The organism is Natronorubrum marinum, from assembly GCF_052040125.1.
In the GTDB taxonomy this organism is placed as follows: Archaea; Halobacteriota; Halobacteria; order Halobacteriales; family Natrialbaceae; genus Natronorubrum.
In genome coordinates, this window is sequence record NZ_JBPPFV010000003.1 from 156,192 (window position 1) to 177,788 (window position 21,597).

Consider the following 21,597-nt stretch of genomic DNA (forward strand, 5'->3'; position numbering starts at 1 on the left):
GCGAACGGTCGCGCACGAGAAAACCGAACGGCGGGCCGCTACTCAGTTCGGCGGTACATCCCCCGCGAGGCCGGTTGAACCGGCTCGAAGCCGAACTCTTCGTAGAAGCCGTCGATGTCGGCGATCAGGGTTACGTACGCCCGCGGCGGGGCTGTGTCGTCGATGTAGGTCTCGAGAGCGGTCATGATCCGCGTGCCGAGCCCCCGTCGCTGGTGGTTCGGGTGGACCGCCATATCCGAGATCTGGTAGACGGTGCCGCCGTCGCCGACGATCCGTCCCATTCCGACGATCTCGTCGGTGGGCTCGTGGACGGCGACCACGCCGTACAGTGAGTTCGACAGGCCGCGTTCGACCCCCTCGAGCGACCGGGCCGGCATCCCCGCGGCCTCCCGTAACGCGATGAACGTCTTGGGATCGGGGAGTTCCTCACGGAGACGGTACGGGTCGGTGTCGTCGGCGTCGACCATACGGAACTCCACTCGCGGGTCCGAAAAGACGGTTCCGGGTTTTGTCGAGACGGTCGTGGGTCCGAACGCAGTCAACCCAGTCGTCGTTCCGGGTTCAGGTCCTGTGGCCGGCGTTCAGGGCCCTCCCTCGAGCGCGGCCTCGACGGCGTCGACGGCCGCTTCGGGGGTGTCGACGGTCACGAGGTCGATGTCGATGGCCGAGACGTCGTGGGTCTCGAGGCCGACGGCGGGACGGTCGTAGATGCTCGCGAAGCCGATCTCGGTGAGCGTCCCGACGCCGCCGGTGAGCGCGATAACCGCGTCGCCGTTCAGCGGGACGAGCGCGTTGCGAGCGTGGCCCAGTCCGGTCGCGATAGCGACGTCGACGTGCTCGTTCGCATCGTCGGGCCGGTCGCCGGGCAGAATTCCGATCGTCGTTCCGCCCTCGGCTTTCGCGCCGCGACAGACGGCCTCCATCGTCCCGCCGCGACCGCCACAGACGACCGTGTGGCCGCGGGCCGCGAGTTCGCGGCCGACGGCTTCGGCCCGGAATCGCTGCTCGTCGGTGATCACGCCGCCGCCGATAACGCTGACTCGCATACGCGAGCAACTGCGGCCGGTGACAATGACCCGTTCGGTCTCGCAGCGAGTCGGCGGATCGGTCTCGAGACGATCGCCGAGAACGTCGGAACCCGCCTCGAGCGTGCGTCCGTTGGAACCCCCCTCGAGCGTGCGTCCCCGTCGGTGTCCACCTCGAGCGTGTGCCTCCGACGGGATCGAGGGTCGCCGAAGTCGACGAGTGACCACGATTCCGAAACGTAACGGTTCGCCGACGAGCGTCGCGAGCCGAATTGCGTTCGACAGCTGTCGACATAATTCTCGTCAGATCGTTCGAGGGAGCAGTTTTCGACGGATTTAACGCGTGGGACGGTGGATCAGTACGTGGTATGACGAAAGTTAGCGTGGTCGGCGCGGCCGGGACGGTCGGGGCCGCCGCAGGCTACAACATCGCACTTCGGGATATCGCGGACGAACTCGTCTTCGTCGACATCCCGGATCAGGAGGATACGACGATCGGACAGGCTGCGGACACCAACCACGGGGTGGCCTACGATTCGAACACGACGATCCGACAGGGCGATTACGAGGAGACGGCGGGATCGGACGTCGTCGTCATCACGGCCGGCATCCCGCGCCAGCCGGGCCAGACGCGTATCGACCTCGCGGGCGACAACGCGCCGATCATGGAGGACATCGGCTCCTCGCTCGCGGAGTACAACGACGACTTCGTCACCGTCACGACGTCGAACCCCGTCGACCTGCTCAACCGTCACCTCTACGAGGCGGGCGACCGCGCCCGCGAGCAGGTGGTCGGTTTCGGCGGTCGCCTCGACTCCGCTCGCTTCCGGTACGTCATCGCCCAGCGCTTCGACGTGCCCGTCCAGAACGTCGACGCGACCATCCTCGGCGAGCACGGCGACGCCCAAGTCCCCGTCTTCTCGAAGGTCCGCGTCGACGGCCAGGACCTCGAGTTCACCGACGAGGAGAAGGAGGAACTGCTCGAGGAGCTCCAGACCTCGGCGATGAACGTCATCGAAAAGAAAGGCGCGACGGAGTGGGGGCCGGCCACCGGCGTCGGCCACATGGTCGAAGCGATCATCCGCGACACCGGCGAAGTGCTCCCCGCGAGCGTCCCGCTCGAGGGCGAGTACGGCCACGAGGACACCGCATTCGGCGTCCCGTGTAAACTCGGTTCGAACGGCATCGAGGAGGTCGTCGAGTGGGACCTCTCGGAGTTCGAGCGCGACCAGCTCGGCGAGGCCGCCGAGAAGCTCTCCGAGCAGTACGACGAGATCGCGTAATCGCCGCCTATCCGACTCGTGTTTTTTCACAGCAGATCGAGCCCGCGAGCCCCTGCAGTCACCTCACGTTCAGATGCGAATCACTCACGTTCGGACGCACCTCAAGCGGCCCGGGGTCGAGCGTGATCCCGACGGACGGCTCGAGCGAGTCAGTGATGCGGTCGAACTCGACCCGGCTGGCGATCGTCGCGAGCGCGAGTTTGAGTTCGACCATCGCGAATCGCATACCCAGACAGTGACGCGGGCCGCCGCCGAACGGGAAGTAGGCGTACTCAGGTCGGTCGGGGTCGGATTCGAGCGTTCGATCGTCGTCCGCCCGCTCGGTTTCGGATCCGTTCCCGGATCCGTCTGCGAGCCAGCGCTCGGGTCGAAACGCCTCGGGATCGTCCCACCAGCGGTCGTCGCGGTGGATACCGTATGCCGAGAGCTGCAGGGTCGTCCCGGTCGGAACGCGATAGCCCGACAGCACCATCGGCGACTCGGGTTCGCGATAGACGCCGATTACGGGCGGGTAAAGCCGCATCGCTTCCCTGACGACGGCCTCCGTGTAGGCGAGATCAGCGAGATCTGCGAGTCCAGGCTCCCCGTCGCCACAGACGGTCGCGAGTTCGCGCTCGAGATCGGCCCGGACCGCCGGGTGACCCGCGAGCAGCCAGCAGGCGACCGACAGCGCCGTGGCGGTCGTCTCGTGGCCGGCGAAGAGGAAGGTGACGAGTTGATCTCGAACCGCCTCGGCGGTGAGCCGGGAGCCGTCGGGATACTCCGCACCGGCAAGCACCGAGAGGAGGTCGTCGCCGGCCGCGTTCGTTTCGCGGCGCGTCGCGACCAGTTCGTCGACGAGGGCCTCGAGGTCGGCCATCGCCGCCTCGTACTCGCGTTCGGCGGGCGTCGAAATCCACGACGGCAGGACCGACTCGAGCGCGAGCCGCCGCGGCGACGCGTAGTCGTCGATGGCGGTTACGGCCCGCCTGACCGTTTCGGCGCGAGCGTTCTCGAGGGAGACGTCGAACAGTGTTCGAGTGAGTACGCGGAGGGTGTACGTCGATAGCTCGTCCGCGAGCGCGATCGTCTCGCCGTCGTCCCAGCCGTCGAGAAGTGTCGTCGCCTCCGCGACCATTCCGTCGGCGTAGGAGTCGATCCGATCCGGGGTGAACGACGACTGCAGCAGCTGTCGCTGGCGTCGCCACCGTTCGCCTTCGGTGAACGCGACGCCCTCGGGGGCGAGGAGTTCGCCGAACTCGGTCTCGAAGTCGCCCTTCCGAACCGCGTCGGAGCGCGAGACGAGCACCGTCTCGACGGCGCGCGGATCGAAAACGAGCGCGAACTCGGTACCGTACCCCTCGTAGGCGACGACGTCGCCGTACTCGCGGGCCGACTCGACGAACCCGAGCGGGTCGCGGGCGATCGACAGCGTGCTCCCGACTACCGGAAGCCCCCGGATTCCCGGCGGCCGGTCGGCACTCGAGCGGTCACTTTCCGAGGCTGTCCCGTCGTCGGACTGCAGCGCTGGTGTCTCGCTCATGCTCGAACAGAGGACCGTAGCGAACATCGACGTGTTCCCGAAGCACTGAACCTCTTTATAGTGGCCGACGATGTGCCGGTATGCAATCGGCGGATCTGACGCTCCGGCTTCCCGAGCGGATGCAGCTTCCCGTCCCGAAAGTCGCGGACGAACTCGAATTTCACCGCGAGGAACTGCTCTCCTGGCACGTCGATCCCGAGACGAAACGGGTTCGATTTCTCTCGCTGATCGTCGGCGACCGCGATGCGATACGGGAGACGGCGGTCGATCTAGATGTCGTCCACCGGGTCGATCTCACGCCGATCGACGCGGACACGTTCTACGCGTACGCCGTGATGGACATCCGGGCCGCCGACGCGACGCTGATGGGCGCGTTCGACGAACCCGGTCTGGTGATCGTCCCGCCGATCGTCTACACCGGTCGGGAACGCGTCCACGTCACCGTCCTCGGCGAACCCGACGCGCTCGCGAGGCTGGTCGACCGATTCCCCGATGATGTCGGCGTCGAAGTCGAGCGGGTGAGCGATCACCAGCGCCGGGCCGAAACGCTCGCGGGGAGACTCACCGCTCGACAGTTCGAAGCGATGGAAACGGCTCGAGACTGCGGCTACTACGACGTTCCGCGCGGCGGGTCGCTCGAGGACGTCGCGTCGGCGCTAGCCTGTTCGGAGAGCGCGGCGTCGACCCTGCTCCGGACGGTCGAATCGAAGCTGGTGGACGCGGCGTTGCGACGATAGCGGCGCGAAGAACTGCAGACGGTCGACTCGAGAATCAGGGGATCAGTTGCTCGCCGTCGTCGTCGTAGATCCTGATCGCGTCGACGGGACAGGTTCGAGCTGCGAACTTCGCGTCGAGTTCCGCGTCCTCGGGCACCTCGCGGGCGAAGACGCCGTCTTTGACCTCCTCGCTGTCCTCGAGGATCGCTTTCCCGCTCGCTTTGTCCTTCTCGAAGGCGTCCCACTCAGCCACACACTGATACATGCCGATACAGGTGTCTTCGTCGAACTCGACTCTCATACCCGACGGTTCGAGCGTCCGGGACATACCGCTTCCGGACCACACTCGGTGGCCGGCGAACGAGTTGCTCCATGAGCGGACCGAGGGAACGTTTTTCCGGTCCGTCGTGGAACGACAAACGACGGAATGGTCGCACTATCGTTCGCCGCCCTCGTCGGAACCGCTATCCTCACCTGTCTGTTCATGGCGTGGGTACTCGGGGCGAACAGCAATTCGCCGCCCTTCGCCCCTGCGATCGGCGCGAACGCGATCTCGACGATGCGGGCCGCGTTCGTTATCGGCCTGCTCGCGGCCGCCGGCGCGCTCATGCAGGGCGGGAGCATCTCGGAAACGGTCGGTGCGGACCTCATCGACGGCGTGGCGATCACGCCGCTGGCGGCCACCGCGGGCCTGCTGACCGCGGCGACGTTCATGGCGGTCGGTATCTACACGCGGTATCCGATCCCCGCGGCGTTCGCGACGACGGGCGCGATGATCGGCGTCGGCCTCTCGCTGGGCGGCGATCCGGCGACGGCGACCTACCAGCGACTCGGCGCGTTCTGGCTGATGGTCCCGATCATGTCCGGGGGCCTGGCGTACGTGACGGCGATTTTGCTACGACGCGACGACGTCCCCGAAACCGTCGGCGTTCCGCTGCTCGCAGGGGTCGTCGGGGCCATCGTCGCCAACATCCGACTCGGGGTCATCCCGGATCCGGCGGCCGATCAGGGCACGCTCGCCAGGTTCGTTTCCCGGCAGTTCGGCGGCGGGCCGACGCTCGCGGCGGGCGTCGATCTCGGCACCGTCCTCGTGACGATCGGCGTCGGCGCGCTCGCGTTCTATTGGGTCCGACGACAGGTCCTCGTCTCCATCGAGAGCGGCATTCGATCGTTTCTGCTCGTGCTCGGTGGTATCGTCGCCTTCTCCTCGGGCGGCTCGCAGGTCGGCCTCGCGACCGGCCCGCTCGAGAACCTCTTCCGGATCGAACTCGGGCTGCCCGGGATCGTCCTGCTCTCGATCGGCGCGACCGGCATCCTCGCCGGGGCCTGGATGGCCGCACCGCGACTGCTGCAGGCGACCTCGAGGGAGTACGCCCAGCTCGGCGTTCGGCGGTCGATCGCGGCGCTCGTGCCGGGCTTTATTATCGCACAGCTCGCGATCGCGCTCGGGATCCCGATCTCGCTGAACAACATCATCCTCTCGGGGGTCATCGGCGGCGGGCTCGCGGCGGGCTCGGCCGGCGTCTCGAGGCGGAAGATCGGCTTTACGGTCACGTTTTGGCTGCTGACGCTCGGGAGTTCGATCGTCGTGGGGTACGGACTCTATCAGCTGTTGGCGATGATCATCGGCGGGTGAGTCGGCCTCGAGGGGCCGCGCTCGAGCGAGCGTCACTCCGCCGGCGACAGCAAGTAGCTCCCGCCGAGCGCGGTGATCCCGACGAAGACGCCGAGCAGTCCCACGGGTGGAGAGACGAGCGCCAACGCTCCGCCGAAGACGAGCGCACCCGCGCCGAACCGCCACGCGATCGACTGCGGGTTGTAGCCGCAGTGTGGACACTCCTCGGCGGTTCGCGAGATTTCGTCGCCGCAGCGACTGCAGTAGCAAACCGGTTTCATGGGTGCTCGCGGAGTGACTCCGTGTTGTGGGCTACTCGAGGCCCGACGATGATACGAGTGTCGCCGGCCGCGGACAGGTCATGCGTATGAAATTTGTGTGATATATCAGTACACTTTTCAGTGAACGGGAGAGTCAAACTGTAGACTATGAGTTCCATCACGCAGGCAATCGGTGACTTCGTTTCGAACTTCGTCGCGTTCGTGCTGATGATTATTTTGGCGATCGTCTCGTTTTTCTTCGTCGTCTTCGTCGTCGATTTCGGTGCCGGACTCGCCGGCTACAGCGGCGACCAGTACGTCGTGCTTTCCTCGGCGCTGCTCGTCGCTGCGGCGATCATCGCCGGCGGCATCTCGCCGCTCAGTGACCTGTCCGGGTCGACCGAGACCACCCGACAGGATGCGACCGTCACGGCCGACGACTGACGACCGCAGCCGAACCGAGTTCGATGGCGGGACCGAGTCGACGGCTCCGCAACCGTTTTCCGCATTTTCGACCGACGATACCGCCGGAGTGGCTACTCGAGGACCGTCACCGGACTCGAGGTCCGTTCGACGACCGTCGACGCGATGCCGCGGCCGAGGAATCGCTGGACGAACCCCTTCGTGTCGCTTCGGTGGCCGTACAGCACGACGTGATCGACGCGCTCCTCGCTCGCGTACTTCGGGACGACGGTTCCGGGCCGCCCCTCGGCGATCTCGAGTCGGACCCGTTCGGTCGCGGTCGATTCGTCGACTGACTCGAGGAGCGTCGTCGCTCGCTCGCGCGCCTGTGTCGTGCGTTCGTCGTCGCGCTCGAGGATACCGCCCTCGCTCATCCGTTCGCCGAGCGGCGTGACGACGGCGAGCAGCGTGACGTCGGCGTCGGGAAACGACTCGAGGGCGTACGCGAGGGCCTCGTCCTCCCGCGGGCGGCCGAGTGTGGGGACGAGGACATGGTCGGGATCGGCCATGGGTGTGGATTCGGTCGCCATCACCATTGGTCTACTGCCAACGGAGACGGCGTTCCGGTTGCTGTGTCTGAATGCCGTCTCGAGACACCCCAATCACCGGTGCAGGCGGTTACACGCCGTCGTCACGAAACCGCCGGATGGTGACGTCGAGTGGGAGGTCGTCGAAATCATCGTCTCCACCGATAACCAGCGTTGCGTCTCGTTCTGACGCGAGTGCGACGGCAGCCGCGTCTGCCAGCGAGATCTGTCCATCTGCCTTGATATCGCCGATGAGACGCCAGTCGGCCCGTTCGATCGACACGCCCGCTCGCTCGAGCGCTCGGAGATCGCGATCAGCAGTCCGACGCGACGCCACGGTCGGCGTCTCGTCGACACCTTCGAATCGGGCGACGAGATAGAACACCTCAGCGGCGTTCAGGCCGGTGAGATATCCGTTTGCCCGGTCGGAATCAACCGCAGTGAGTAACGATTCGACGGTCGGCCGGCCGGGTTCGTCGTAGAAATACGCGATGATCGCCTCGGTGTCGAAGACGTACGCGTCGGTCATCCCTCTCGCTCGCGTCGCGACGGTTGGAACCGTTCGGCTCGGTCGTTCTCACGTCGCTTCTCGTCCTCGCGCAGTTCGCGAACACGATCGAGTATCTCACCGCTGTCTCGATCCCCGGTCGCATGGATGCCGCCGAGTTCGTCGATCGACGGGATCGGTTCGACGACGATTCGGCCCTCGTCTTCGTAGACGAACACCTCACCAGGCGTCTCGATACCGAACTTCTCCCGAAGCGACTTCGGAATAGTCGCCTGTCCCTTCTGCGAGACTCGTACGACTGTCGGTTCGTTTGTAGTACTTCTCATAGTATGTTGTACAACGAGATCGAGATATTATAGTCTACCGGCGGTAATACGACTGAGCGTAAACGAGGACGGCAGGGACGAGAGACCCGACTCCGCGAGACGACAGTTTAAACCACGGGACGCGCCAAAGACGAGTAATGAATATCGAGGAGCTGTCGGGGCTCCCGGCCGGTGCCGTCGACCACTTCCGAAGCGAGGGCATCGAGGAGCTCTACCCGCCCCAGGCCGAGGCCGTCGAGGCCGGCGCGACCGACGGAGAGAGCCTCGTCGCCGCCGTCCCGACCGCAAGCGGGAAGACCATGATCGCCGCGCTCTCGATGCTGTCGGCGGTCGAACGCGGCGGGAAGGCGCTGTACATCGTCCCCCTGCGAGCGCTCGCCAGCGAGAAGAAGGCCGAGTTCGAGGCCTACGAACGGTTCGGCGTCACGACGGGCGTGACGACGGGGAACTACGAGAGCACAAGCGAGTGGCTCGCGACGAAAGACATCATCGTCGCGACCAGCGAGAAGGTCGACTCGCTCGTGCGCAACGGGGCCGACTGGCTCTCGGATCTGACCTGCGTCGTCAGCGACGAGGTTCACCTGATCGACGACCGGAACCGGGGACCGACGCTCGAGGTCACCCTCGCGAAACTCCGGCGGCTCAACCCCGCCATGCAGACGGTCGCGCTCTCCGCGACGGTCGGCAACGCGGACGAGATCGCCGACTGGCTCGACGCCGCGCTCGTCGACACCGACTGGCGACCGATCGACCTCCGGATGGGGGTCCACTACGGCAACGCCCTGAACTTCGACGACGGCTCGACGCGGGAGGTTCCCGTCGAGGGATCGGAAAAGCAGGAGGCCGCGCTCGTCCGGGACATCTTACAGGAGGGTGGCTCCTCGCTCGTCTTCGTCAACTCCCGGCGAAACGCCGAGGCCGCCGCGAGCCGATTGGGGCAGGTCTCGAGTCGCGAACTCGACGGCGACGAGCGGGAAGCGCTGGCCGAGCTAGCCGAGGAGATCAGAGAGGATAGCGACACCGAGACCAGCAAAGACCTGGCCGACTGCGTCGAGCGGGGCGCGGCGTTTCACCACGCCGGTCTCTCTGCCACCCAGCGGACGCTCGTCGAGGACGCCTTCCGCGACCGCCTGCTGAAGGTCATCTCGGCGACGCCGACGCTCGCCGCCGGGGTGAACACCCCTGCGAGGCGGGTTATCGTCCGCGACTGGCGACGCTTCGATCCCAGCGCGGGCGGGATGTCCCCGCTTGACGTCCTCGAGGTCCACCAGATGATGGGGCGAGCGGGGCGGCCCGGGCTCGACCCCTACGGCGAGGCCGTCCTGCTCGCGAAGAGCCACGACGAGAGCGAGGAGCTGTTCGACCGCTACGTCTGGGCCGACCCCGAAGCCGTCCGGTCGAAACTCGCCGCCGAACCCGCCCTGCGAACGCACGTGCTCGCGACCATCGCCTCCGGCTTCGCCCGGACGCGCGAGGGACTGCTCGAGTTCCTCGAGGCCACCCTCTATGCCAGCCAATCGACCGAGGCAGGGCGACTCGAGCGCGTGACGGACGACGTGCTGGACTATCTCGAGCGAAACGACTTCATCAAACGCGAGCGAGCGGGTGGCGATGCGGACGCCGACGCCGGAATCGACGACGGCGCGTTCACCTCCGCGGCCGACCTCGCGGCACAGCAAGAATCGACGCGCGAGGAGAGCCTCGAGGCGACCAGCCTCGGCCACACCGTCTCCCGGCTCTATCTCGATCCGATGAGCGCCGCCGAGATCGTCCACGGCTTAGAACGGGCCGACGATCGGCCGACCGCGCTCGGGCTCTACCAGCTCGTCTCGCGGACGCCGGACATGTACGAACTCTACCTGCGCTCGGGTGAGGACGAGAAATTCGGCGAACTCTACTACGAGCGCGAGGCCGAACTGCTCGGCGACAGGCCGAGCGAGTACGAAGAGGACCGCTTCGAGGACTGGCTGGCCGCGCTCAAGACCGGCAAGCTGCTCGAGGACTGGGCCAGCGAGGAGGACGAGGAGCGGCTGACCGACCGATACAAGATCGGTCCCGGCGACCTCCGCGGGAAGGTCGACACCGCCGAGTGGCTGCTGGGCGCGGCCGAGTCGCTGGCCGCGGAGGTCGACAGCGAGTGGACCGTTGCCGTCCGCGAGGCCCGCGCTCGCGTCGAACACGGCGTCGGGGAGGAACTGCTCGAACTGGTCTCCGTCGGGGGCGTCGGCCGGAAACGCGCTCGCCAACTCTACGAGGTCGGCATCGAGGAACCGGCCGACCTCCGGAGCGCCGACAAGGGCGTCGTTCTCGGCGCGCTCAAGGGCAAGAAGACGGCCGAAAACATCCTCGAGAACGCCGGCCGCGAGGATCCCTCGATGGAGGGCGTCGAACCGGTCGGCGGAGCGGCGAACACAGGGGCCGCCGGCTCGAGCGCTGGAGGCGGAGCCGACGAGGAAACGGCGACCGAAGCGGCGGACGACGATCAGTCCAGCCTGGGTGATTTCTGATGGAGCTCCTCGAGTGCACCCTCTTCGTCGACGACCTCGATCGATTCGTCGCCGATATCGGCGCAATCGGCGACCGACACGACGTGACGGTGCAGGCCTTCGACGCGAGCTACGTCGCCGACCCATCCCACCTCGAGCGGGCCGTCGAACTGGCCGACCGCGCCATCGTCCGCGGGACGAACGTCGCCCGGGACCGAGCCGTCGAGATCCTGCTCTACGCCGCCGGCCGCCGACAGATCGATCGCGCCCTCGAGATGGGCGTCAGCGAAGGAGAGAGCCGAGCCGTGCTCCTCGTTGACACGGTTTCCACCGGAAACGAAGGGGATCGGGGCACGAACGACGCCGATACCGAAGCTCCTATGGACAACGAAATGGCCGCTCGCGCGGCGCTGACCGAACTCGAAGCCCTCGTCGCGGCCGAACCGACCCTCGACGCTCGAGACGACGCCACGCTGTGTGACTTTTTCGACATCACCGATGCCGAACGCGGGTCGACCGACGCAAGCCTCGGTGACCTAGTCCGCGAGCGAGTGGCGCTGCTCGAGGTCGAGAAGTGAGTTGACCGAACGCGGTGACGGCTCCGCCACGGTCGCGTCAGTCGTCCGCCGACTCCTCGAGTCGCCTCTCCCTCGCTTCCCGAAGCCCGTCACAGATTCCGCCCTGACTCGACATATTGACCGTCGCGAGCCGGCCGCGACGGTGGACGAGGTCGAACGAGTTGGGGTCGATCGGCTCTCCCTCCGGCGTCCGGAACAGGACGTCGTCCGCCTCGGAGACGAGACCGGTCTCGCGGGCCTTCTCGAGGTAGCGCTTGATCGGCGCTCGCGGAACCCGGACGACGAACGAGCGGTCGGCGACGTAGACAGCGAGCGAACCCGTCACCTCGCCGTCGTCGGGCGTGCCGTCCGCCTCGAGGGGCTCGAGGTCCGCCAGTCGCAGCCCGGTGATCGCCTCGCCGTCGAGACCCGCCTCAAGCAGCGCCTCAGTCGCGTTGTACTGTCTGGCGACGCGGGCTTTTTCGTCGAGTTCCGCGCGGACCGCCTCGACGTCTCCGTCGGCGTCCGGAAACGCCTCGGCGAACGAGCGTTGCTCGTTGACGCCGCGATTGATTTCCGCCTCGTGCATGTGTTCGCGGAGCGTGATCCGGACCACCTCGACCGCAGGCAGCGTCGCGACCTCGTCGCGGGCGTCGACGGTCATCATCCAGGCGAACGCCGGCGAGCACCACGCCGTCGGGAGCGTGATCTCGACCTCGACTCGTCGACCGTCGATTTCGATTCCGTCCACGTACTCGAGTTCGACGATCGAACGGTCGAGTTCGGGATCGGTGACCCGATCCAATCGGTCGCGGACGGCGGCTCGCGTCGGTTCGGGGCCGTCGGCGTCGGCTTCCGGTCGACCCATCAGTCGTCGGCCGCCGCGGGCTCCCCGCCGGCGTAGTGGTCTTCGAGGCCGAACCGCTGGCTGATCTCGTCCTCCTGGAACTGCCGGCGCTTTGCCTCGATATCGATGTCGTAGAGTTTGGCGGCGTTCTCGCCCATCACCTTCCGTTTCGTCTCGAGATCCCACTCGACGCCGTACTCCGTGCGGTGCTCTTCCGTGAGTTCGGCCTCCATGACTTCCTCGACGAGCCAGTCGGGATTCCACAGCGCGTAGTCCGAGCCGAACAGGACGCGGTCCTCGCCGAGCCACCAGAGCAGTTCGGACATGATCTCGGAGAATTTTCCCGGCCGGTTCTGGGCGAACGGAGCGGCGACGGCCAGGCCGCCGTAGACGTTCGGCTCTTGACCCGCGATCCAGCAGAAGTCGTCGAGCCGAGGAAGGCCGACGTGTTCGACGATGAAGTTCAGTCCCGAGAACGAGGAGGCCGCGTCGTCGACGTCCTTGACGTCGAACGCGTCGCGGTTCAGCGGTCGGATCGTCGGTCCCTTGTGGGTGTGGATGTTCTCGATCCCCAACTCTTCGCACCGCTCGAGGAATCGGAACGCCTCCTCGTCGTCGAGGCGCCACCCTTTCGAGTCGCCGCGCCACTCGGCCGTGTACAGCTTAACGCCCGGAATGTCGTATTTCTCGTGGAGTTCCTCGAGGTACTCGATCCCCGGATCGGCGTCGCGGGGATCGAACGAGCCGTTGAGGACGAACCGCTCCGGGTACTCCGTCGCCAGTTCGGCGTTCTGCTCGGTCGTGTTGAACCCCTCCTCGTAGAAGTCGGAGAGATAGGTAGGCTGGAAGATGCCCATGTCGACGGCAGCGTTGCCGAACATGTCCTCGAGCATCCGGTCGGGGCCGTAGTGGCGGTACTCGTCCATCCCCCACTGGCGCTCCTCGGGCGTGAACGTCGTGTGGTAGTCGTAGAAGCACCGGATGAACTCCTCGCCGCCGTCGTGCTGGATGTTTTCCTCCGTAGCGTCCCACAGATGAACGTGAGCGTCGATGACGAAGATCTCCTCGCCGTTGTGCTGATACATCGCACAGTGGTTATCGTTAACACAGGCCATTACTCTTTTTCAGAGAGAGCTGAGTTACCCAGACGGACCACAGTACACCGTCAAAATTAGGTCGTCACTCTCAGGGTATCAACGAACAAACGGTCGCGACGTCTGATAGGTGGAGAACGTTATCACTGACCGTGTTGAACGGTGTCATAGCACCATGCAAGCAGCCAGACTTCACGAGTACACCGACGAGATGAGCGAGGCGCTGGAGGTAGAGGACGTCGACCGACCCGAAATCGATCAATCCGACGGCGTTCTGGTCGAGGTCGAAGGCGCGGGGTGGTGCCAAACGGACAACCACATCGTCGAGGGGATGTGGACCGAGTACGCCCCCCAAGAGCTTCCGATGACGCTCGGCCACGAGAACGCCGGCATCGTCGCCGAAACCGGCGAGGAGGTGACGCTGGTCGAAGCGGGTGATCCGGTGATCTGTCACCCCGTCCAGACCTGTGGTATCTGTCGGCCCTGCCGGCTCGGCGAGGACATGTACTGCGAAAACAGCGCGTTCAACGGCCTCACCACCGACGGCGGCTTCGCCGAGTACCTGCAGACGAACGAGCGAGCGGTGATCCCGCTTCCCGACGGCGTCGACCCGACGGAGATCGCCCCGCACGCCGACGCGGGGATCACGGCCTACCACGCCGTCAAGAAAGCCGTCGCCGAACTGAACCCGGGCGACACCTGCGTCGTCATCGGCGTGGGCGGGCTCGGCCACATCGGCCTCCAGTGTCTCGACGCCACGAGCGCCGCGACTATCGTCGCCGCCGATATCAAGGACGAGGCGCTCGAGTTGGCGACGGAGTTGGGAGCCCACCACACCGTCAACTCGGCCGACGAAAACGTCGCGGACGTGATCGCAGACCTGACCGACGACGAGGGCGCACAACAGGTGGTCGACTTCGTCGGGAGAGACGAGACGACCGCCCTGGCACCGGAGATCGTCGCCGCGGGCGGCGACCACCACATCGTCGGCTACGGCGGTCACGTCCACGAGCCCAGTCAGGCGCTGGTCAACGGCGAGTTCGCGTTCCGCGGCACGTTGGTCGGGAAGTACGCCGAACTCCAGGAGCTCGTCACGCTCGTCGACCGCGGTGACGTCGAGTTGCGGACCGAGACCCACGACCTCGCGGAGATCAACACGGTCGCGGAACGCCTCGAGCACAACGAGATCGAGGGCCGTGCGGTCCTCACACCGCCATAATACTCGCGACGATCGATCACGGGGGTCCGCGTCAGTCGGTCGCTCGCACAGGGTCGCTGTCCCGCCGTGCGAGGAAACCGACCACGACACCCGAAACCGTTCCGCTCAGCATCACGAGCGCGCTTCGTTTCGGAATCCGTCCCCGGACGGCCGCCTCGAGGAGCATGAGCGTATCGAGCGCGTCGACTAGAAGGGCGATCCGGTCCCAGTCGCTACGGGTCGCCCCGGTCGCCGTCAGCTGGCCGATTCCCAGCCCGAGCGCTCGAATGCACGCATACCGAAGCGCGACGACGGGTGAATCACCGTTCGTCGAGAGGCCGTACCACCGACCGAGCACGCGCGGAACCAGGAGCCCGATCGCTCCGAACACCACGCGAAACCAGGGAAGGAGTCTCGAGGCGATGGCTGTCATCGTCTGGTTCGTCGGGTGCGTCCGTATACGGGACATACGATCGATATGTTGACGGTCAGTGACGAGACGTTTTTTCATATTATTTGATACGTCGGCCGGATCGGAATCAGCCCGGCAGCAACACGTCGATTTCGGCGACCACGATCCCCGTCAGTCCCATCCGAACGGCGGCGACGTACCACCGCTACTGCATCCGTCACCGTCACGGCGATCGATCGTCGTAGACGCGGGCGGGGTCGTCGTCCGTACGGACGGCACGCTCTTGTACGATCCCGTGATAGCGTCGGTATGACCACCCTCGAGGATCCCATCGAGATCGGCGGCTGTGAGGTTCCGAATCGGCTCTATCGCGCGCCGGTGCTCGAGTGTGCGGGCAACGGTCCCGACGCGGTTGGGACGCTGATCGACGACCTCGAGCCCGCAGCGGAGTCGGGCGTCGGGCTGCTCTGTCAGGGCGCGACGATCGTCCGCGGCGACGGCGGCTGTGCCGCACCGGGGATGACCCGCGTCCACGACCCCGAGTTCGTGGCGCAACTGTCGCGGCTGACCGACCGGATCCACGAGCACGGCAGCCGGATCTTTGTACAACTCGAGCACGGCGGCCTGCGGAGCATGGAAACCTGGCACGCCGAGTATCGGCGGGAGAACCCGGAGCTGGAGCAACTGGCAGTATCGGAGCCGCCCTGGCAGCTGCGGCTGCTGGATCGACTCGGATTTCTTTCCTACGACCCGCACGTCCTCTCGACCGACGAGGTGTACGAACTCGCGGCCGATTTCGGCCGCTCAGCGGCGTACGCGGCGGAAGCCGGCTACGACGGCATCCATCTTTCGGGGGCGAATATGGGTATCGTCCAGCAGTTCCTCTCGCCGTTTTACAACCGGCGGGACGACGAGTTCGGCGGCTCTCCGGAGGCGAGACTCGAGTTCTTCGCGCTCGTCCACGACGAGATCCGCGAGCGAGCGGGCGACGTTCCGCTCATGACCAAGGTGCCGGCCGAGACGCCCGCACCGCCGTCGCCCGTCGTGCGCCGGAAGCTCTCACTCGAGGACGGGATCGAAATCGCCCGGCGACTCGAGCGAATCGGCTACGACGCGGTCGTTCCTGTCCAGACCTCGGTCGTCTGGGACATGAGCATCGTTCGCGGGGAGTATCCCGAGCGAGCCTGGGGGAACGAACAGTTACGCGAGGCGTACGACGCGGCGTTCGGCGGCGCGGCGCGCAGACGGCTGGTCGCCGCCGCGAACCGGGTCCAGTCGCTACAGTACGACTTCGACCCCGCGTGGAACGAGGAGTTCTGCCGTCGGGTTCGCAAGCAGGTGTCGATCCCCGTGCTTGCGGAGGGCGGGATCCGCGAGCGAGACGAAATGGATCGATTACTCGGCTCGAGCGGCGTCTCCAGCGACGGCATCCGCGAGGCGCCGGCCTGCGACATGGTCGGGATGGCCCGCCCCTTCTACGCCGAGCCCCGACTGGGGGCGCGGCTGCTCGAGGACGGTGCCGACGCCGAGACTCCTGTGGACGGCGATCTGCGCGTCCTCTGTGAGAACTGTAACAACTGCACGGTGCCGCAGGCGACCGGCGCGCCGGGTATCTGTCGGACGCCGAGCGTGTTGCGAAAACGAGGCGAACTCGAGCGCGAAGGGGTCTACGAGCGATCGGAGTTGTAACGACTCAGATCGTCACGGGACCGCTCGTCAGTTCCGCAAGCGTTCCCTCGATCCAGTTCCCGTCCACTCCGACTCTGAACTCGGAATCCGGCGATCCCGCGTAGTGGAGCTGCAGGGTGTACGAGCCGTCGTCGTCGATCGGCGCGGCTTCGGCGCGATCCGCGTCGAGTTGCTCGAGCAGCGCCATCTGCCCCCGATACTCCGGATCGGTCGTGCCGCTGATTCGGTAGCTCTGCCGTTCGACGTCGACACTCGAGCCCTCCATCGGATACTGGCGATCGTACCACTCCTGCAGCCCCTCGTCGATCGCGTACGTGTGCTCGTACCCGGCGTCGATCAGCGTCGCACCGCGCATCACCGACAGGTGGTGCGGACAGCCACAGTAGGTGACGATCCGCGTATCGGTCGACCACTCCTCGGTCGGATCGTCGTCGACGCCGTCCGGTGCGGGAGAAAAGACGGCACCGGCGATGCGGACTTCGTCGTACTGATCCCGGCCGCGCGCATCGACGAACTCGGCCTCGTCGTTTTCGTACCACTCGATGACGTCGTCGATCGGCGCGAGCGGCACCGCCGTCCCCTCGTACGACTGCGTCTCGTAATCGAACTCGTTCGCCGGCGACCCGTCGTCACCGCTGAGACAGCCGGCAATCCCGCCGAGCGTCGCCGTTCCGCCGACGGCGAGGAATGTCCGTCGATTCATATCTTTCTCTAGCGCCGTAACCGAGATAGGGTTTCTGGTGACGCGTCAGTTACCGCAGACCCCTTCGTTTCGACTGGAGATCGAAAGACGGGACTGGCGGAGGACTCGAGTAGAAGAACGGAAAGGAGTAGTCCATGCTGGATTCGAACCAGCGTCGAAGCCCCCAGAAGGCTTCAGGATTGGCCGCTACCCTAATGGACTTGACATGTTTCGCCGGGCTCGTTTTCCGACGACGTACCAGTCAGTAGTGGGTGTCCATATTAGAGTGTTACGAACTGGGGCGGAAGTCGAGGCCGGTCACGGGTATGGCAACCCCATCTGAGATTGCGTACGTGTGAATATTACAACGTCGGCGGTTCGTAGTTCTATTCGGTGGCAGTTTGCACAGAGAACGGTGCACCGATCGATCTCTTTTCGGATACTCTCTTTCGAGTAACCGTCGACGACCATCGTCGAGATATCCCGTTCCTTCTCGCCCGGGTGATGAAAGTCTAAACACGGTGGCCGCTCTTCGCCACATCGGTTGCACTCACAACGTTGGTCTTTGTACGTGTAGAGCCACCGTCTGATTTCGTTTCGGCGACGGTCCTTTCGCTCGATTCGTTCCTCCCGGTTTTTGTAGTACCAGCGCTGTTGACCCGTGAGTTCCTCCCACTCGACGTCGTCGGGTATGTCAACCCAGTCCGGTTTCGGTTGGACCGGTTGACCGCCGGTCACAGCCCGATCGAATGTCTTCAATTCCGCGCGCTCTTTTGCGGCGTTCCAGCCACCCAAGATTTTCATAATTGTCGCAGAGGCCGGCGTCAGCCCTATCTCCTCGTACTGCGCTTTCGTCGGCGACTCGCCGAGTTGCTCCGCGGCCCGCCCCAACGCCTCGAGACACTCCTCGTCCGTCGTCACACCCGCGTTCGCCGCGGCATCGTATATAAGACGGCGGCTCCGAAGCCAGCACGGTGTCGCCGAAGACGGTCGCTCGAGTCGAACCGACACCCCTTTTCCCCTCTCCCGCCCAGTGCCGCGTATGTACGTTGGACGGTTCGTCGTCGTCGGTCCCGACGTCGGCGCCTACCGCGTGTCGTCGCGCTCGTTCCCCAACCGGGAGATCACCGCTCGAGAGGACGCTCTCACCGTCGGCCCCACGGCGGACGCCCCCGAGACGGACAACCCCTACGTGTCCTACAACTGCCTGCGGGTGGTCGAGACGCCGACCGGGGAGACGGCCGCCTTCGGCAACGGCTCGCACGTCGATCCGATCGCGGAGAAACTCGAGTTGGGCTACCCCGCTCGAGACGCCCTCGCGGAGAGCCTGCTGGCGTTGGATTACGAGAAAGACGACTACAACACGCCACGGATCGCGGCGACGATCGACGGTGCGGGCGAGGCCCTGATCGGCACCGTGCGGAAGGACGCCCTGCTCGTCGAAACGGTCGAGGAGCCGACGCTCGTGGCGACCTACGAGAAGGACTCGCCCGAAGCGTTCGGTCTCGAGGCAGACGGTGCCGAGGCGGCGGCGAGCGAGGTCTACGACCTCGAGTTCGAACACGCCGTCTGTGCGGCGGGCGTCGCCCGAACCGAAGACGGGTTCGAGACCGCGATCGAGAACGGCGACTGATCGCTGGGGTCGGACGGTATTCGGTAGCGACAACAACTAACCCGGCGCTCGCCGATTATATCGTGTATGTCGACAAATTCCGACACCGGTATTCGTCTCGTCCGGAACGCCACCGTCCTCGCGACCGTCGGTGGGACGACCTTCCTCGTCGATCCGATGTTCGCGTCCCCGGGTGATATTCCGCCGATACCGGACACGCCGAACGACCGCGAGAACCCGCTCGTTCCGCTTCCCGACGCCGACTTGTCCCACGACGCCGTGGTCGTCACCCACCGTCACCGCGATCACTTCAACGACGCGGCGAAAGCGGAACTCGACGCGGACGTCCCGTTGTTCTGTCAGCCCGAAGAGTCGGACGCGTTCGTCGAAGACGGCTTTACCGACGTGCGACCCGTCGACACCCAGGCGTCGTTCGACGGCGTCACCCTTCACCGGACGCCCGGTCGCCACGGGCACGGGCAGTTAGCCGAGGAGATGGGGCCGGTCTCGGGGTTCGTCTTCGACGCCGACGACACGCTGTACGTCGCCGGTGACACGGTCTGGTACGACGCGGTCCACCGGACGCTCGACCGATTCGAACCCGATATGGTCGTCCTCAACGGCGGCGAAGCGCAGTTCAATCAGGGCGAGCCGATCACCATGGGGATCCCGGACGTCACGGCCGTCCGTGACGCAACCGACGCCGCGGTTGTCGTCGTTCACATGGAAGCCATCAACCACTGTCTCCTCACGCGTGACGAACTGCGGTCGGAGACGGAGAACGTCCACGTTCCCGAAGACGGGGAACGGGTTCCGCTGTAGCCGCTCCCGGCCGCGAAACCCCACCGCCGAGAACTCCGAGGAACGACCACTGGCCAACCTACAAACCCCTCGCGGCCCATATCCTCGAGCATGAAGGTCGGACTCATCTCGGACGTTCACGGCAACCGGGTCGCCCTCGAGGCCGTCCTCGAGGACATGCCGCCGGTCGATCGACTCTGCTGTGCCGGCGACGTGGTCGGCTACAACCCCTGGCCCGCAGCGTGCGTCGACGAACTCCGGGAGCGAGACGTGCCGACGGTGATGGGCAACCACGACGCGGCGGTCGTCGGCGATGCCCCGTTCCGATTCAACGGGATGGCGCGAGCGGGCGTCGAGTACGCCAGCGAACAACTCTCGGAGAGACAACGCGGGTGGCTCGAGTCCCTGCCCACGGAGCGACTCGAGTGCGACGGGCGGATCAAACTCGTCCACGGCCATCCGGACGATCCGCAGCGATACACGCGCTACACGTATCCGCGAGAATTCTCTTCGGGGCTGCTCGGCGAGGAGGACGTCCTCGTGCTCGGCCACACCCACGTCCAGGGCCTCGAGCGGTTCGCCGAGGGAATCGTCGTCAACCCGGGCAGCGTAGGCCAGCCTCGAGACGGCGATCCGCGAGCGGCCTACGCGGTCGTCGACCTCGACGCGTTGACCGCCGAAACGCACCGCGTGGAGTACGATATCGACGCCGTCCAGGAGGCGGTTCGAGAGACAAACCTGCCCGAACGGATCGGAACGCGACTCGCACGCGGGGAGTGAGTCGGAGACGGCGGCTCCGCGCGGCGATCGTCGGGAAGCGAACCCTTTTAGGCCAACTCGCCGGTAGGTCCGGGTATGGTATCTACCGGCCATACGACGTGCATCAGCAGGAACTCCCCTCGTCGCGTTACCGGCCGGTGTTGTCGCTCGAGTGGCTGCTCGACCCCCCGCCGAGCGCATCGCGCTCTAACTGTCGCATCCGAACCGGTGATCGATGTTCCGACGACTGCGTGAGGACACGCGAGCGATGTGTGAGCGCGATCCCGCCGCGAAGCGGTGTCTCGAGGTCGCGCTCGCCTATCCCGGGGTCCACGCTGTCTGGGGCCACCGGCTCACACACCGGCTCTGGAACACCGATTTTCAGTTGCTCGCCCGACTGCTTTCGCACGTCGTCCGCATGCTCACGGGCGTCGAAATCCACCCCGGCGCAACGATCGGTCGCCGAGTGACGATCGATCACGGCATGGGGGTGGTCATCGGCGAGACGGCCGAGATCGGCGACGACGTCCACATGTATCACGGTGTCACGCTGGGTGGCAACACGAACGAACCGGTCAAGCGCCATCCGACGATCGAGGACGGGGTCCAGATCGGGGCGAACGCGACGCTGCTCGGCGATATTACGGTCGGCGAGGACGCGGCGGTCGGCGCCGGATCGGTCGTCACGCGGGATGTCGAAGCCGGGGCAACCGTCGTCGGCGTGCCGGCGAAACGAGTGGATTGACGGTCGGCGTCGTCCCCGTCTCGAGTCGAATCGGGGCAGAGCAATACGGAACGTAACCCGGCTGATCACTGCTGTTCGTCGCTCACCGTTCCGTCCGAGCCCGCCGGGGACCCCTCGCCGGGGACGCCCTCGCCCGTCTCGACGCTGTCTTCGGACTGTTCGGCGTCCGAGTCGGTCGCCCCGGGGTCGGGGTCGGACGTGTAGCCGAGTTCGAGGCGGAGCTTCGCCGTGCAGTCGAATTCGGCCTCGTCGAGTTCGGTGTCGCCCTCCTGTTGGTCCATGTATCCGTTACACCGGCCGTGTTTGACGATGGTCATCAGCGACGCCGCAGAGCCACACTCCGGGCAATCGAGGTAGTAGTTTCCTTCGTCGTTCTGGTGCCAGGAGTCCGGCGTGAGTTCCGTGAACGCGATATCCTCGCGGTTCGCTTGGCTCATACTCCTAGGGAGCGGGTCGACGCCGGTAAAGAAG

Annotated in this window: 26 protein-coding genes and 1 tRNA gene; 12 read left to right on the plus strand and 15 right to left on the minus strand. The window is 65.8% G+C overall.

The window, feature by feature from the left end; genetic code table 11:
• Positions 1 to 38: 38 nt before the first annotated feature.
• Complete coding sequence (locus ACSFC5_RS17010) at positions 39 to 467, minus strand: GNAT family N-acetyltransferase (RefSeq protein WP_440766438.1); 429 nt, start codon at positions 465 to 467, stop codon at positions 39 to 41.
• Positions 468 to 581: 114 nt separating this feature from the next.
• The gene (locus ACSFC5_RS17015) at positions 582 to 1,046 is read right to left on the minus strand and encodes a TIGR00725 family protein (protein WP_440766439.1); all 465 of its coding nucleotides are present in this window, start codon (positions 1,044 to 1,046) and stop codon (positions 582 to 584) included.
• Between the two features lie 347 nt (positions 1,047 to 1,393).
• On the opposite strand from ACSFC5_RS17015, the gene mdh reads away from it, so the two are divergent.
• Positions 1,394 to 2,308 carry a malate dehydrogenase gene (gene mdh, locus ACSFC5_RS17020; RefSeq protein WP_440766440.1) on the plus strand — a complete coding sequence of 305 codons (915 nt, stop codon included), beginning with the start codon at positions 1,394 to 1,396 and terminating at the stop codon, positions 2,306 to 2,308.
• 58 nt (positions 2,309 to 2,366) lie between these two features.
• On the opposite strand, the gene ACSFC5_RS17025 is transcribed toward mdh, so the two are convergent.
• Positions 2,367 to 3,830: a cytochrome P450 gene (locus ACSFC5_RS17025; RefSeq protein WP_440766441.1), complete on the minus strand. Its 1,464-nt coding sequence runs from the start codon at positions 3,828 to 3,830 to the stop codon at positions 2,367 to 2,369.
• A gap of 80 nt (positions 3,831 to 3,910) precedes the next feature.
• Here ACSFC5_RS17025 and ACSFC5_RS17030 point away from each other — a divergent pair, with 80 nt between their 5' ends.
• Complete coding sequence (locus ACSFC5_RS17030) at positions 3,911 to 4,567, plus strand: helix-turn-helix domain-containing protein (protein ID WP_440766442.1); 657 nt, start codon at positions 3,911 to 3,913, stop codon at positions 4,565 to 4,567.
• Between the two features lie 34 nt (positions 4,568 to 4,601).
• On the opposite strand, the gene ACSFC5_RS17035 is transcribed toward ACSFC5_RS17030, so the two are convergent.
• Positions 4,602 to 4,847, minus strand: coding sequence for a ferredoxin (locus ACSFC5_RS17035; RefSeq protein WP_440766443.1), 246 nt, complete (start codon positions 4,845 to 4,847; stop codon positions 4,602 to 4,604).
• Between the two features lie 126 nt (positions 4,848 to 4,973).
• On the opposite strand from ACSFC5_RS17035, the gene ACSFC5_RS17040 reads away from it, so the two are divergent.
• Complete coding sequence (locus tag ACSFC5_RS17040; protein WP_440766444.1) at positions 4,974 to 6,182, plus strand: inorganic phosphate transporter; 1,209 nt, start codon at positions 4,974 to 4,976, stop codon at positions 6,180 to 6,182.
• 32 nt (positions 6,183 to 6,214) lie between these two features.
• Here the strand turns inward: ACSFC5_RS17040 and ACSFC5_RS17045 are convergent, their stop codons facing one another.
• Positions 6,215 to 6,442 carry a zinc ribbon domain-containing protein gene (locus ACSFC5_RS17045; protein ID WP_440766445.1) on the minus strand — a complete coding sequence of 76 codons (228 nt, stop codon included), beginning with the start codon at positions 6,440 to 6,442 and terminating at the stop codon, positions 6,215 to 6,217.
• Positions 6,443 to 6,589: 147 nt separating this feature from the next.
• On the opposite strand from ACSFC5_RS17045, the gene ACSFC5_RS17050 reads away from it, so the two are divergent.
• On the plus strand, positions 6,590 to 6,865 hold the full coding sequence (locus tag ACSFC5_RS17050) for a hypothetical protein (protein ID WP_440766446.1): 276 nt from the start codon (positions 6,590 to 6,592) through the stop codon (positions 6,863 to 6,865).
• A gap of 92 nt (positions 6,866 to 6,957) precedes the next feature.
• On the opposite strand, the gene ACSFC5_RS17055 is transcribed toward ACSFC5_RS17050, so the two are convergent.
• From ACSFC5_RS17055 to ACSFC5_RS17065, 3 genes are all read right to left on the minus strand, one after another.
• Positions 6,958 to 7,419, minus strand: coding sequence for a universal stress protein (locus ACSFC5_RS17055; RefSeq protein WP_440766447.1), 462 nt, complete (start codon positions 7,417 to 7,419; stop codon positions 6,958 to 6,960).
• 82 nt (positions 7,420 to 7,501) lie between these two features.
• Positions 7,502 to 7,939 (minus strand): PIN domain-containing protein, encoded by a 438-nt coding sequence (locus tag ACSFC5_RS17060; protein WP_440766448.1) that lies wholly within the window; start codon positions 7,937 to 7,939, stop codon positions 7,502 to 7,504.
• Positions 7,936 to 8,244, minus strand: a complete 309-nt coding sequence (locus tag ACSFC5_RS17065; RefSeq protein ID WP_440766449.1) for an AbrB/MazE/SpoVT family DNA-binding domain-containing protein — start codon at positions 8,242 to 8,244, stop codon at positions 7,936 to 7,938. Before ACSFC5_RS17065 ends, ACSFC5_RS17060 begins: the two co-directional genes overlap by 4 nt.
• A 137-nt stretch (positions 8,245 to 8,381) precedes the next feature.
• Between ACSFC5_RS17065 and ACSFC5_RS17070 the strand changes: the two genes are divergently transcribed.
• Both ACSFC5_RS17070 and cgi121 read left to right on the plus strand, forming a co-directional pair.
• Complete coding sequence (locus ACSFC5_RS17070) at positions 8,382 to 10,751, plus strand: ATP-dependent DNA helicase (protein ID WP_440766450.1); 2,370 nt, start codon at positions 8,382 to 8,384, stop codon at positions 10,749 to 10,751.
• Complete coding sequence (cgi121, locus tag ACSFC5_RS17075; RefSeq protein WP_440766451.1) at positions 10,751 to 11,308, plus strand: KEOPS complex subunit Cgi121; 558 nt, start codon at positions 10,751 to 10,753, stop codon at positions 11,306 to 11,308. Before ACSFC5_RS17070 ends, cgi121 begins: the two co-directional genes overlap by 1 nt.
• A 37-nt stretch (positions 11,309 to 11,345) precedes the next feature.
• On the opposite strand, the gene ACSFC5_RS17080 is transcribed toward cgi121, so the two are convergent.
• Together ACSFC5_RS17080 and ACSFC5_RS17085 are read right to left on the minus strand one after the other, a co-directional pair.
• Complete coding sequence (locus tag ACSFC5_RS17080) at positions 11,346 to 12,155, minus strand: iron-sulfur cluster assembly protein (RefSeq protein WP_440766452.1); 810 nt, start codon at positions 12,153 to 12,155, stop codon at positions 11,346 to 11,348.
• Positions 12,155 to 13,219, minus strand: coding sequence for an amidohydrolase family protein (locus ACSFC5_RS17085; protein WP_440766453.1), 1,065 nt, complete (start codon positions 13,217 to 13,219; stop codon positions 12,155 to 12,157). The genes ACSFC5_RS17080 and ACSFC5_RS17085 overlap by 1 nt, the downstream gene beginning before the upstream one ends.
• Positions 13,220 to 13,403: 184 nt before the next feature.
• Here ACSFC5_RS17085 and ACSFC5_RS17090 point away from each other — a divergent pair, with 184 nt between their 5' ends.
• Positions 13,404 to 14,447 carry an NAD(P)-dependent alcohol dehydrogenase gene (locus ACSFC5_RS17090; RefSeq protein WP_440766454.1) on the plus strand — a complete coding sequence of 348 codons (1,044 nt, stop codon included), beginning with the start codon at positions 13,404 to 13,406 and terminating at the stop codon, positions 14,445 to 14,447.
• 31 nt (positions 14,448 to 14,478) lie between these two features.
• Here the strand turns inward: ACSFC5_RS17090 and ACSFC5_RS17095 are convergent, their stop codons facing one another.
• Positions 14,479 to 14,859, minus strand: a complete 381-nt coding sequence (locus ACSFC5_RS17095) for a hypothetical protein (RefSeq protein ID WP_440766455.1) — start codon at positions 14,857 to 14,859, stop codon at positions 14,479 to 14,481.
• A 288-nt stretch (positions 14,860 to 15,147) separates the two neighbouring features.
• Here ACSFC5_RS17095 and ACSFC5_RS17100 point away from each other — a divergent pair, with 288 nt between their 5' ends.
• Positions 15,148 to 16,527 carry an oxidoreductase gene (locus tag ACSFC5_RS17100; RefSeq protein ID WP_440766456.1) on the plus strand — a complete coding sequence of 460 codons (1,380 nt, stop codon included), beginning with the start codon at positions 15,148 to 15,150 and terminating at the stop codon, positions 16,525 to 16,527.
• Positions 16,528 to 16,531: 4 nt separating this feature from the next.
• Here the strand turns inward: ACSFC5_RS17100 and ACSFC5_RS17105 are convergent, their stop codons facing one another.
• The 3 genes from ACSFC5_RS17105 to ACSFC5_RS17115 form a co-directional block, all read right to left on the minus strand.
• Positions 16,532 to 17,230: a rhodanese-like domain-containing protein gene (locus ACSFC5_RS17105; RefSeq protein ID WP_440766457.1), complete on the minus strand. Its 699-nt coding sequence runs from the start codon at positions 17,228 to 17,230 to the stop codon at positions 16,532 to 16,534.
• Between the two features lie 128 nt (positions 17,231 to 17,358).
• Positions 17,359 to 17,431, minus strand: a tRNA-Gln gene (locus ACSFC5_RS17110).
• Positions 17,432 to 17,527: 96 nt separating this feature from the next.
• Positions 17,528 to 18,220, minus strand: a complete 693-nt coding sequence (locus ACSFC5_RS17115; protein WP_440766458.1) for a homing endonuclease associated repeat-containing protein — start codon at positions 18,218 to 18,220, stop codon at positions 17,528 to 17,530.
• A 31-nt stretch (positions 18,221 to 18,251) separates the two neighbouring features.
• Between ACSFC5_RS17115 and ACSFC5_RS17120 the strand changes: the two genes are divergently transcribed.
• From ACSFC5_RS17120 to cysE, 4 genes are all read left to right on the plus strand, one after another.
• The gene (locus tag ACSFC5_RS17120; protein ID WP_440766459.1) at positions 18,252 to 18,842 is read left to right on the plus strand and encodes an IMP cyclohydrolase; all 591 of its coding nucleotides are present in this window, start codon (positions 18,252 to 18,254) and stop codon (positions 18,840 to 18,842) included.
• Between the two features lie 66 nt (positions 18,843 to 18,908).
• Positions 18,909 to 19,643, plus strand: a complete 735-nt coding sequence (locus tag ACSFC5_RS17125) for an MBL fold metallo-hydrolase (protein ID WP_440766460.1) — start codon at positions 18,909 to 18,911, stop codon at positions 19,641 to 19,643.
• Between the two features lie 90 nt (positions 19,644 to 19,733).
• Positions 19,734 to 20,402: a metallophosphoesterase family protein gene (locus ACSFC5_RS17130; protein ID WP_440766461.1), complete on the plus strand. Its 669-nt coding sequence runs from the start codon at positions 19,734 to 19,736 to the stop codon at positions 20,400 to 20,402.
• Positions 20,403 to 20,616: 214 nt separating this feature from the next.
• Complete coding sequence (cysE, locus tag ACSFC5_RS17135) at positions 20,617 to 21,126, plus strand: serine O-acetyltransferase (RefSeq protein WP_440766462.1); 510 nt, start codon at positions 20,617 to 20,619, stop codon at positions 21,124 to 21,126.
• A 65-nt stretch (positions 21,127 to 21,191) separates the two neighbouring features.
• On the opposite strand, the gene ACSFC5_RS17140 is transcribed toward cysE, so the two are convergent.
• Entirely contained in the window at positions 21,192 to 21,563 is a 372-nt protein-coding gene (locus tag ACSFC5_RS17140; protein ID WP_440766463.1) for a hypothetical protein, read from the minus strand.
• Between the last annotated feature and the right edge of the window lie 34 nt (positions 21,564 to 21,597).

What these genes read in the sequence shown, in the direction of transcription:
- cysE (WP_440766462.1), top strand. Translation starts at nt 20,617, where the DNA reads ATGTTCCGACGACTGCGTGAGGACACGCGAGCGATGTGTGAGCGCGAT.
- ACSFC5_RS17035 (WP_440766443.1), bottom strand. Translation starts at nt 4,847, where the DNA reads ATGAGAGTCGAGTTCGACGAAGACACCTGTATCGGCATGTATCAGTGT.
- mdh (WP_440766440.1), top strand. Translation starts at nt 1,394, where the DNA reads ATGACGAAAGTTAGCGTGGTCGGCGCGGCCGGGACGGTCGGGGCCGCC.
- ACSFC5_RS17130 (WP_440766461.1), top strand. Translation starts at nt 19,734, where the DNA reads ATGAAGGTCGGACTCATCTCGGACGTTCACGGCAACCGGGTCGCCCTC.
- ACSFC5_RS17045 (WP_440766445.1), bottom strand. Translation starts at nt 6,442, where the DNA reads ATGAAACCGGTTTGCTACTGCAGTCGCTGCGGCGACGAAATCTCGCGA.
- ACSFC5_RS17100 (WP_440766456.1), top strand. Translation starts at nt 15,148, where the DNA reads ATGACCACCCTCGAGGATCCCATCGAGATCGGCGGCTGTGAGGTTCCG.
- ACSFC5_RS17010 (WP_440766438.1), bottom strand. Translation starts at nt 467, where the DNA reads ATGGTCGACGCCGACGACACCGACCCGTACCGTCTCCGTGAGGAACTC.
- ACSFC5_RS17080 (WP_440766452.1), bottom strand. Translation starts at nt 12,155, where the DNA reads ATGGGTCGACCGGAAGCCGACGCCGACGGCCCCGAACCGACGCGAGCC.
- ACSFC5_RS17060 (WP_440766448.1), bottom strand. Translation starts at nt 7,939, where the DNA reads ATGACCGACGCGTACGTCTTCGACACCGAGGCGATCATCGCGTATTTC.
- ACSFC5_RS17120 (WP_440766459.1), top strand. Translation starts at nt 18,252, where the DNA reads ATGTACGTTGGACGGTTCGTCGTCGTCGGTCCCGACGTCGGCGCCTAC.
- cgi121 (WP_440766451.1), top strand. Translation starts at nt 10,751, where the DNA reads ATGGAGCTCCTCGAGTGCACCCTCTTCGTCGACGACCTCGATCGATTC.
- ACSFC5_RS17055 (WP_440766447.1), bottom strand. Translation starts at nt 7,419, where the DNA reads ATGGTGATGGCGACCGAATCCACACCCATGGCCGATCCCGACCATGTC.
- ACSFC5_RS17015 (WP_440766439.1), bottom strand. Translation starts at nt 1,046, where the DNA reads ATGCGAGTCAGCGTTATCGGCGGCGGCGTGATCACCGACGAGCAGCGA.
- ACSFC5_RS17140 (WP_440766463.1), bottom strand. Translation starts at nt 21,563, where the DNA reads ATGAGCCAAGCGAACCGCGAGGATATCGCGTTCACGGAACTCACGCCG.
- ACSFC5_RS17050 (WP_440766446.1), top strand. Translation starts at nt 6,590, where the DNA reads ATGAGTTCCATCACGCAGGCAATCGGTGACTTCGTTTCGAACTTCGTC.
- ACSFC5_RS17070 (WP_440766450.1), top strand. Translation starts at nt 8,382, where the DNA reads ATGAATATCGAGGAGCTGTCGGGGCTCCCGGCCGGTGCCGTCGACCAC.
- ACSFC5_RS17065 (WP_440766449.1), bottom strand. Translation starts at nt 8,244, where the DNA reads ATGAGAAGTACTACAAACGAACCGACAGTCGTACGAGTCTCGCAGAAG.
- ACSFC5_RS17095 (WP_440766455.1), bottom strand. Translation starts at nt 14,859, where the DNA reads ATGACAGCCATCGCCTCGAGACTCCTTCCCTGGTTTCGCGTGGTGTTC.
- ACSFC5_RS17090 (WP_440766454.1), top strand. Translation starts at nt 13,404, where the DNA reads ATGCAAGCAGCCAGACTTCACGAGTACACCGACGAGATGAGCGAGGCG.
- ACSFC5_RS17085 (WP_440766453.1), bottom strand. Translation starts at nt 13,219, where the DNA reads ATGTATCAGCACAACGGCGAGGAGATCTTCGTCATCGACGCTCACGTT.
- ACSFC5_RS17025 (WP_440766441.1), bottom strand. Translation starts at nt 3,830, where the DNA reads ATGAGCGAGACACCAGCGCTGCAGTCCGACGACGGGACAGCCTCGGAA.
- ACSFC5_RS17105 (WP_440766457.1), bottom strand. Translation starts at nt 17,230, where the DNA reads ATGAATCGACGGACATTCCTCGCCGTCGGCGGAACGGCGACGCTCGGC.
- ACSFC5_RS17125 (WP_440766460.1), top strand. Translation starts at nt 18,909, where the DNA reads ATGTCGACAAATTCCGACACCGGTATTCGTCTCGTCCGGAACGCCACC.
- ACSFC5_RS17040 (WP_440766444.1), top strand. Translation starts at nt 4,974, where the DNA reads ATGGTCGCACTATCGTTCGCCGCCCTCGTCGGAACCGCTATCCTCACC.
- ACSFC5_RS17030 (WP_440766442.1), top strand. Translation starts at nt 3,911, where the DNA reads ATGCAATCGGCGGATCTGACGCTCCGGCTTCCCGAGCGGATGCAGCTT.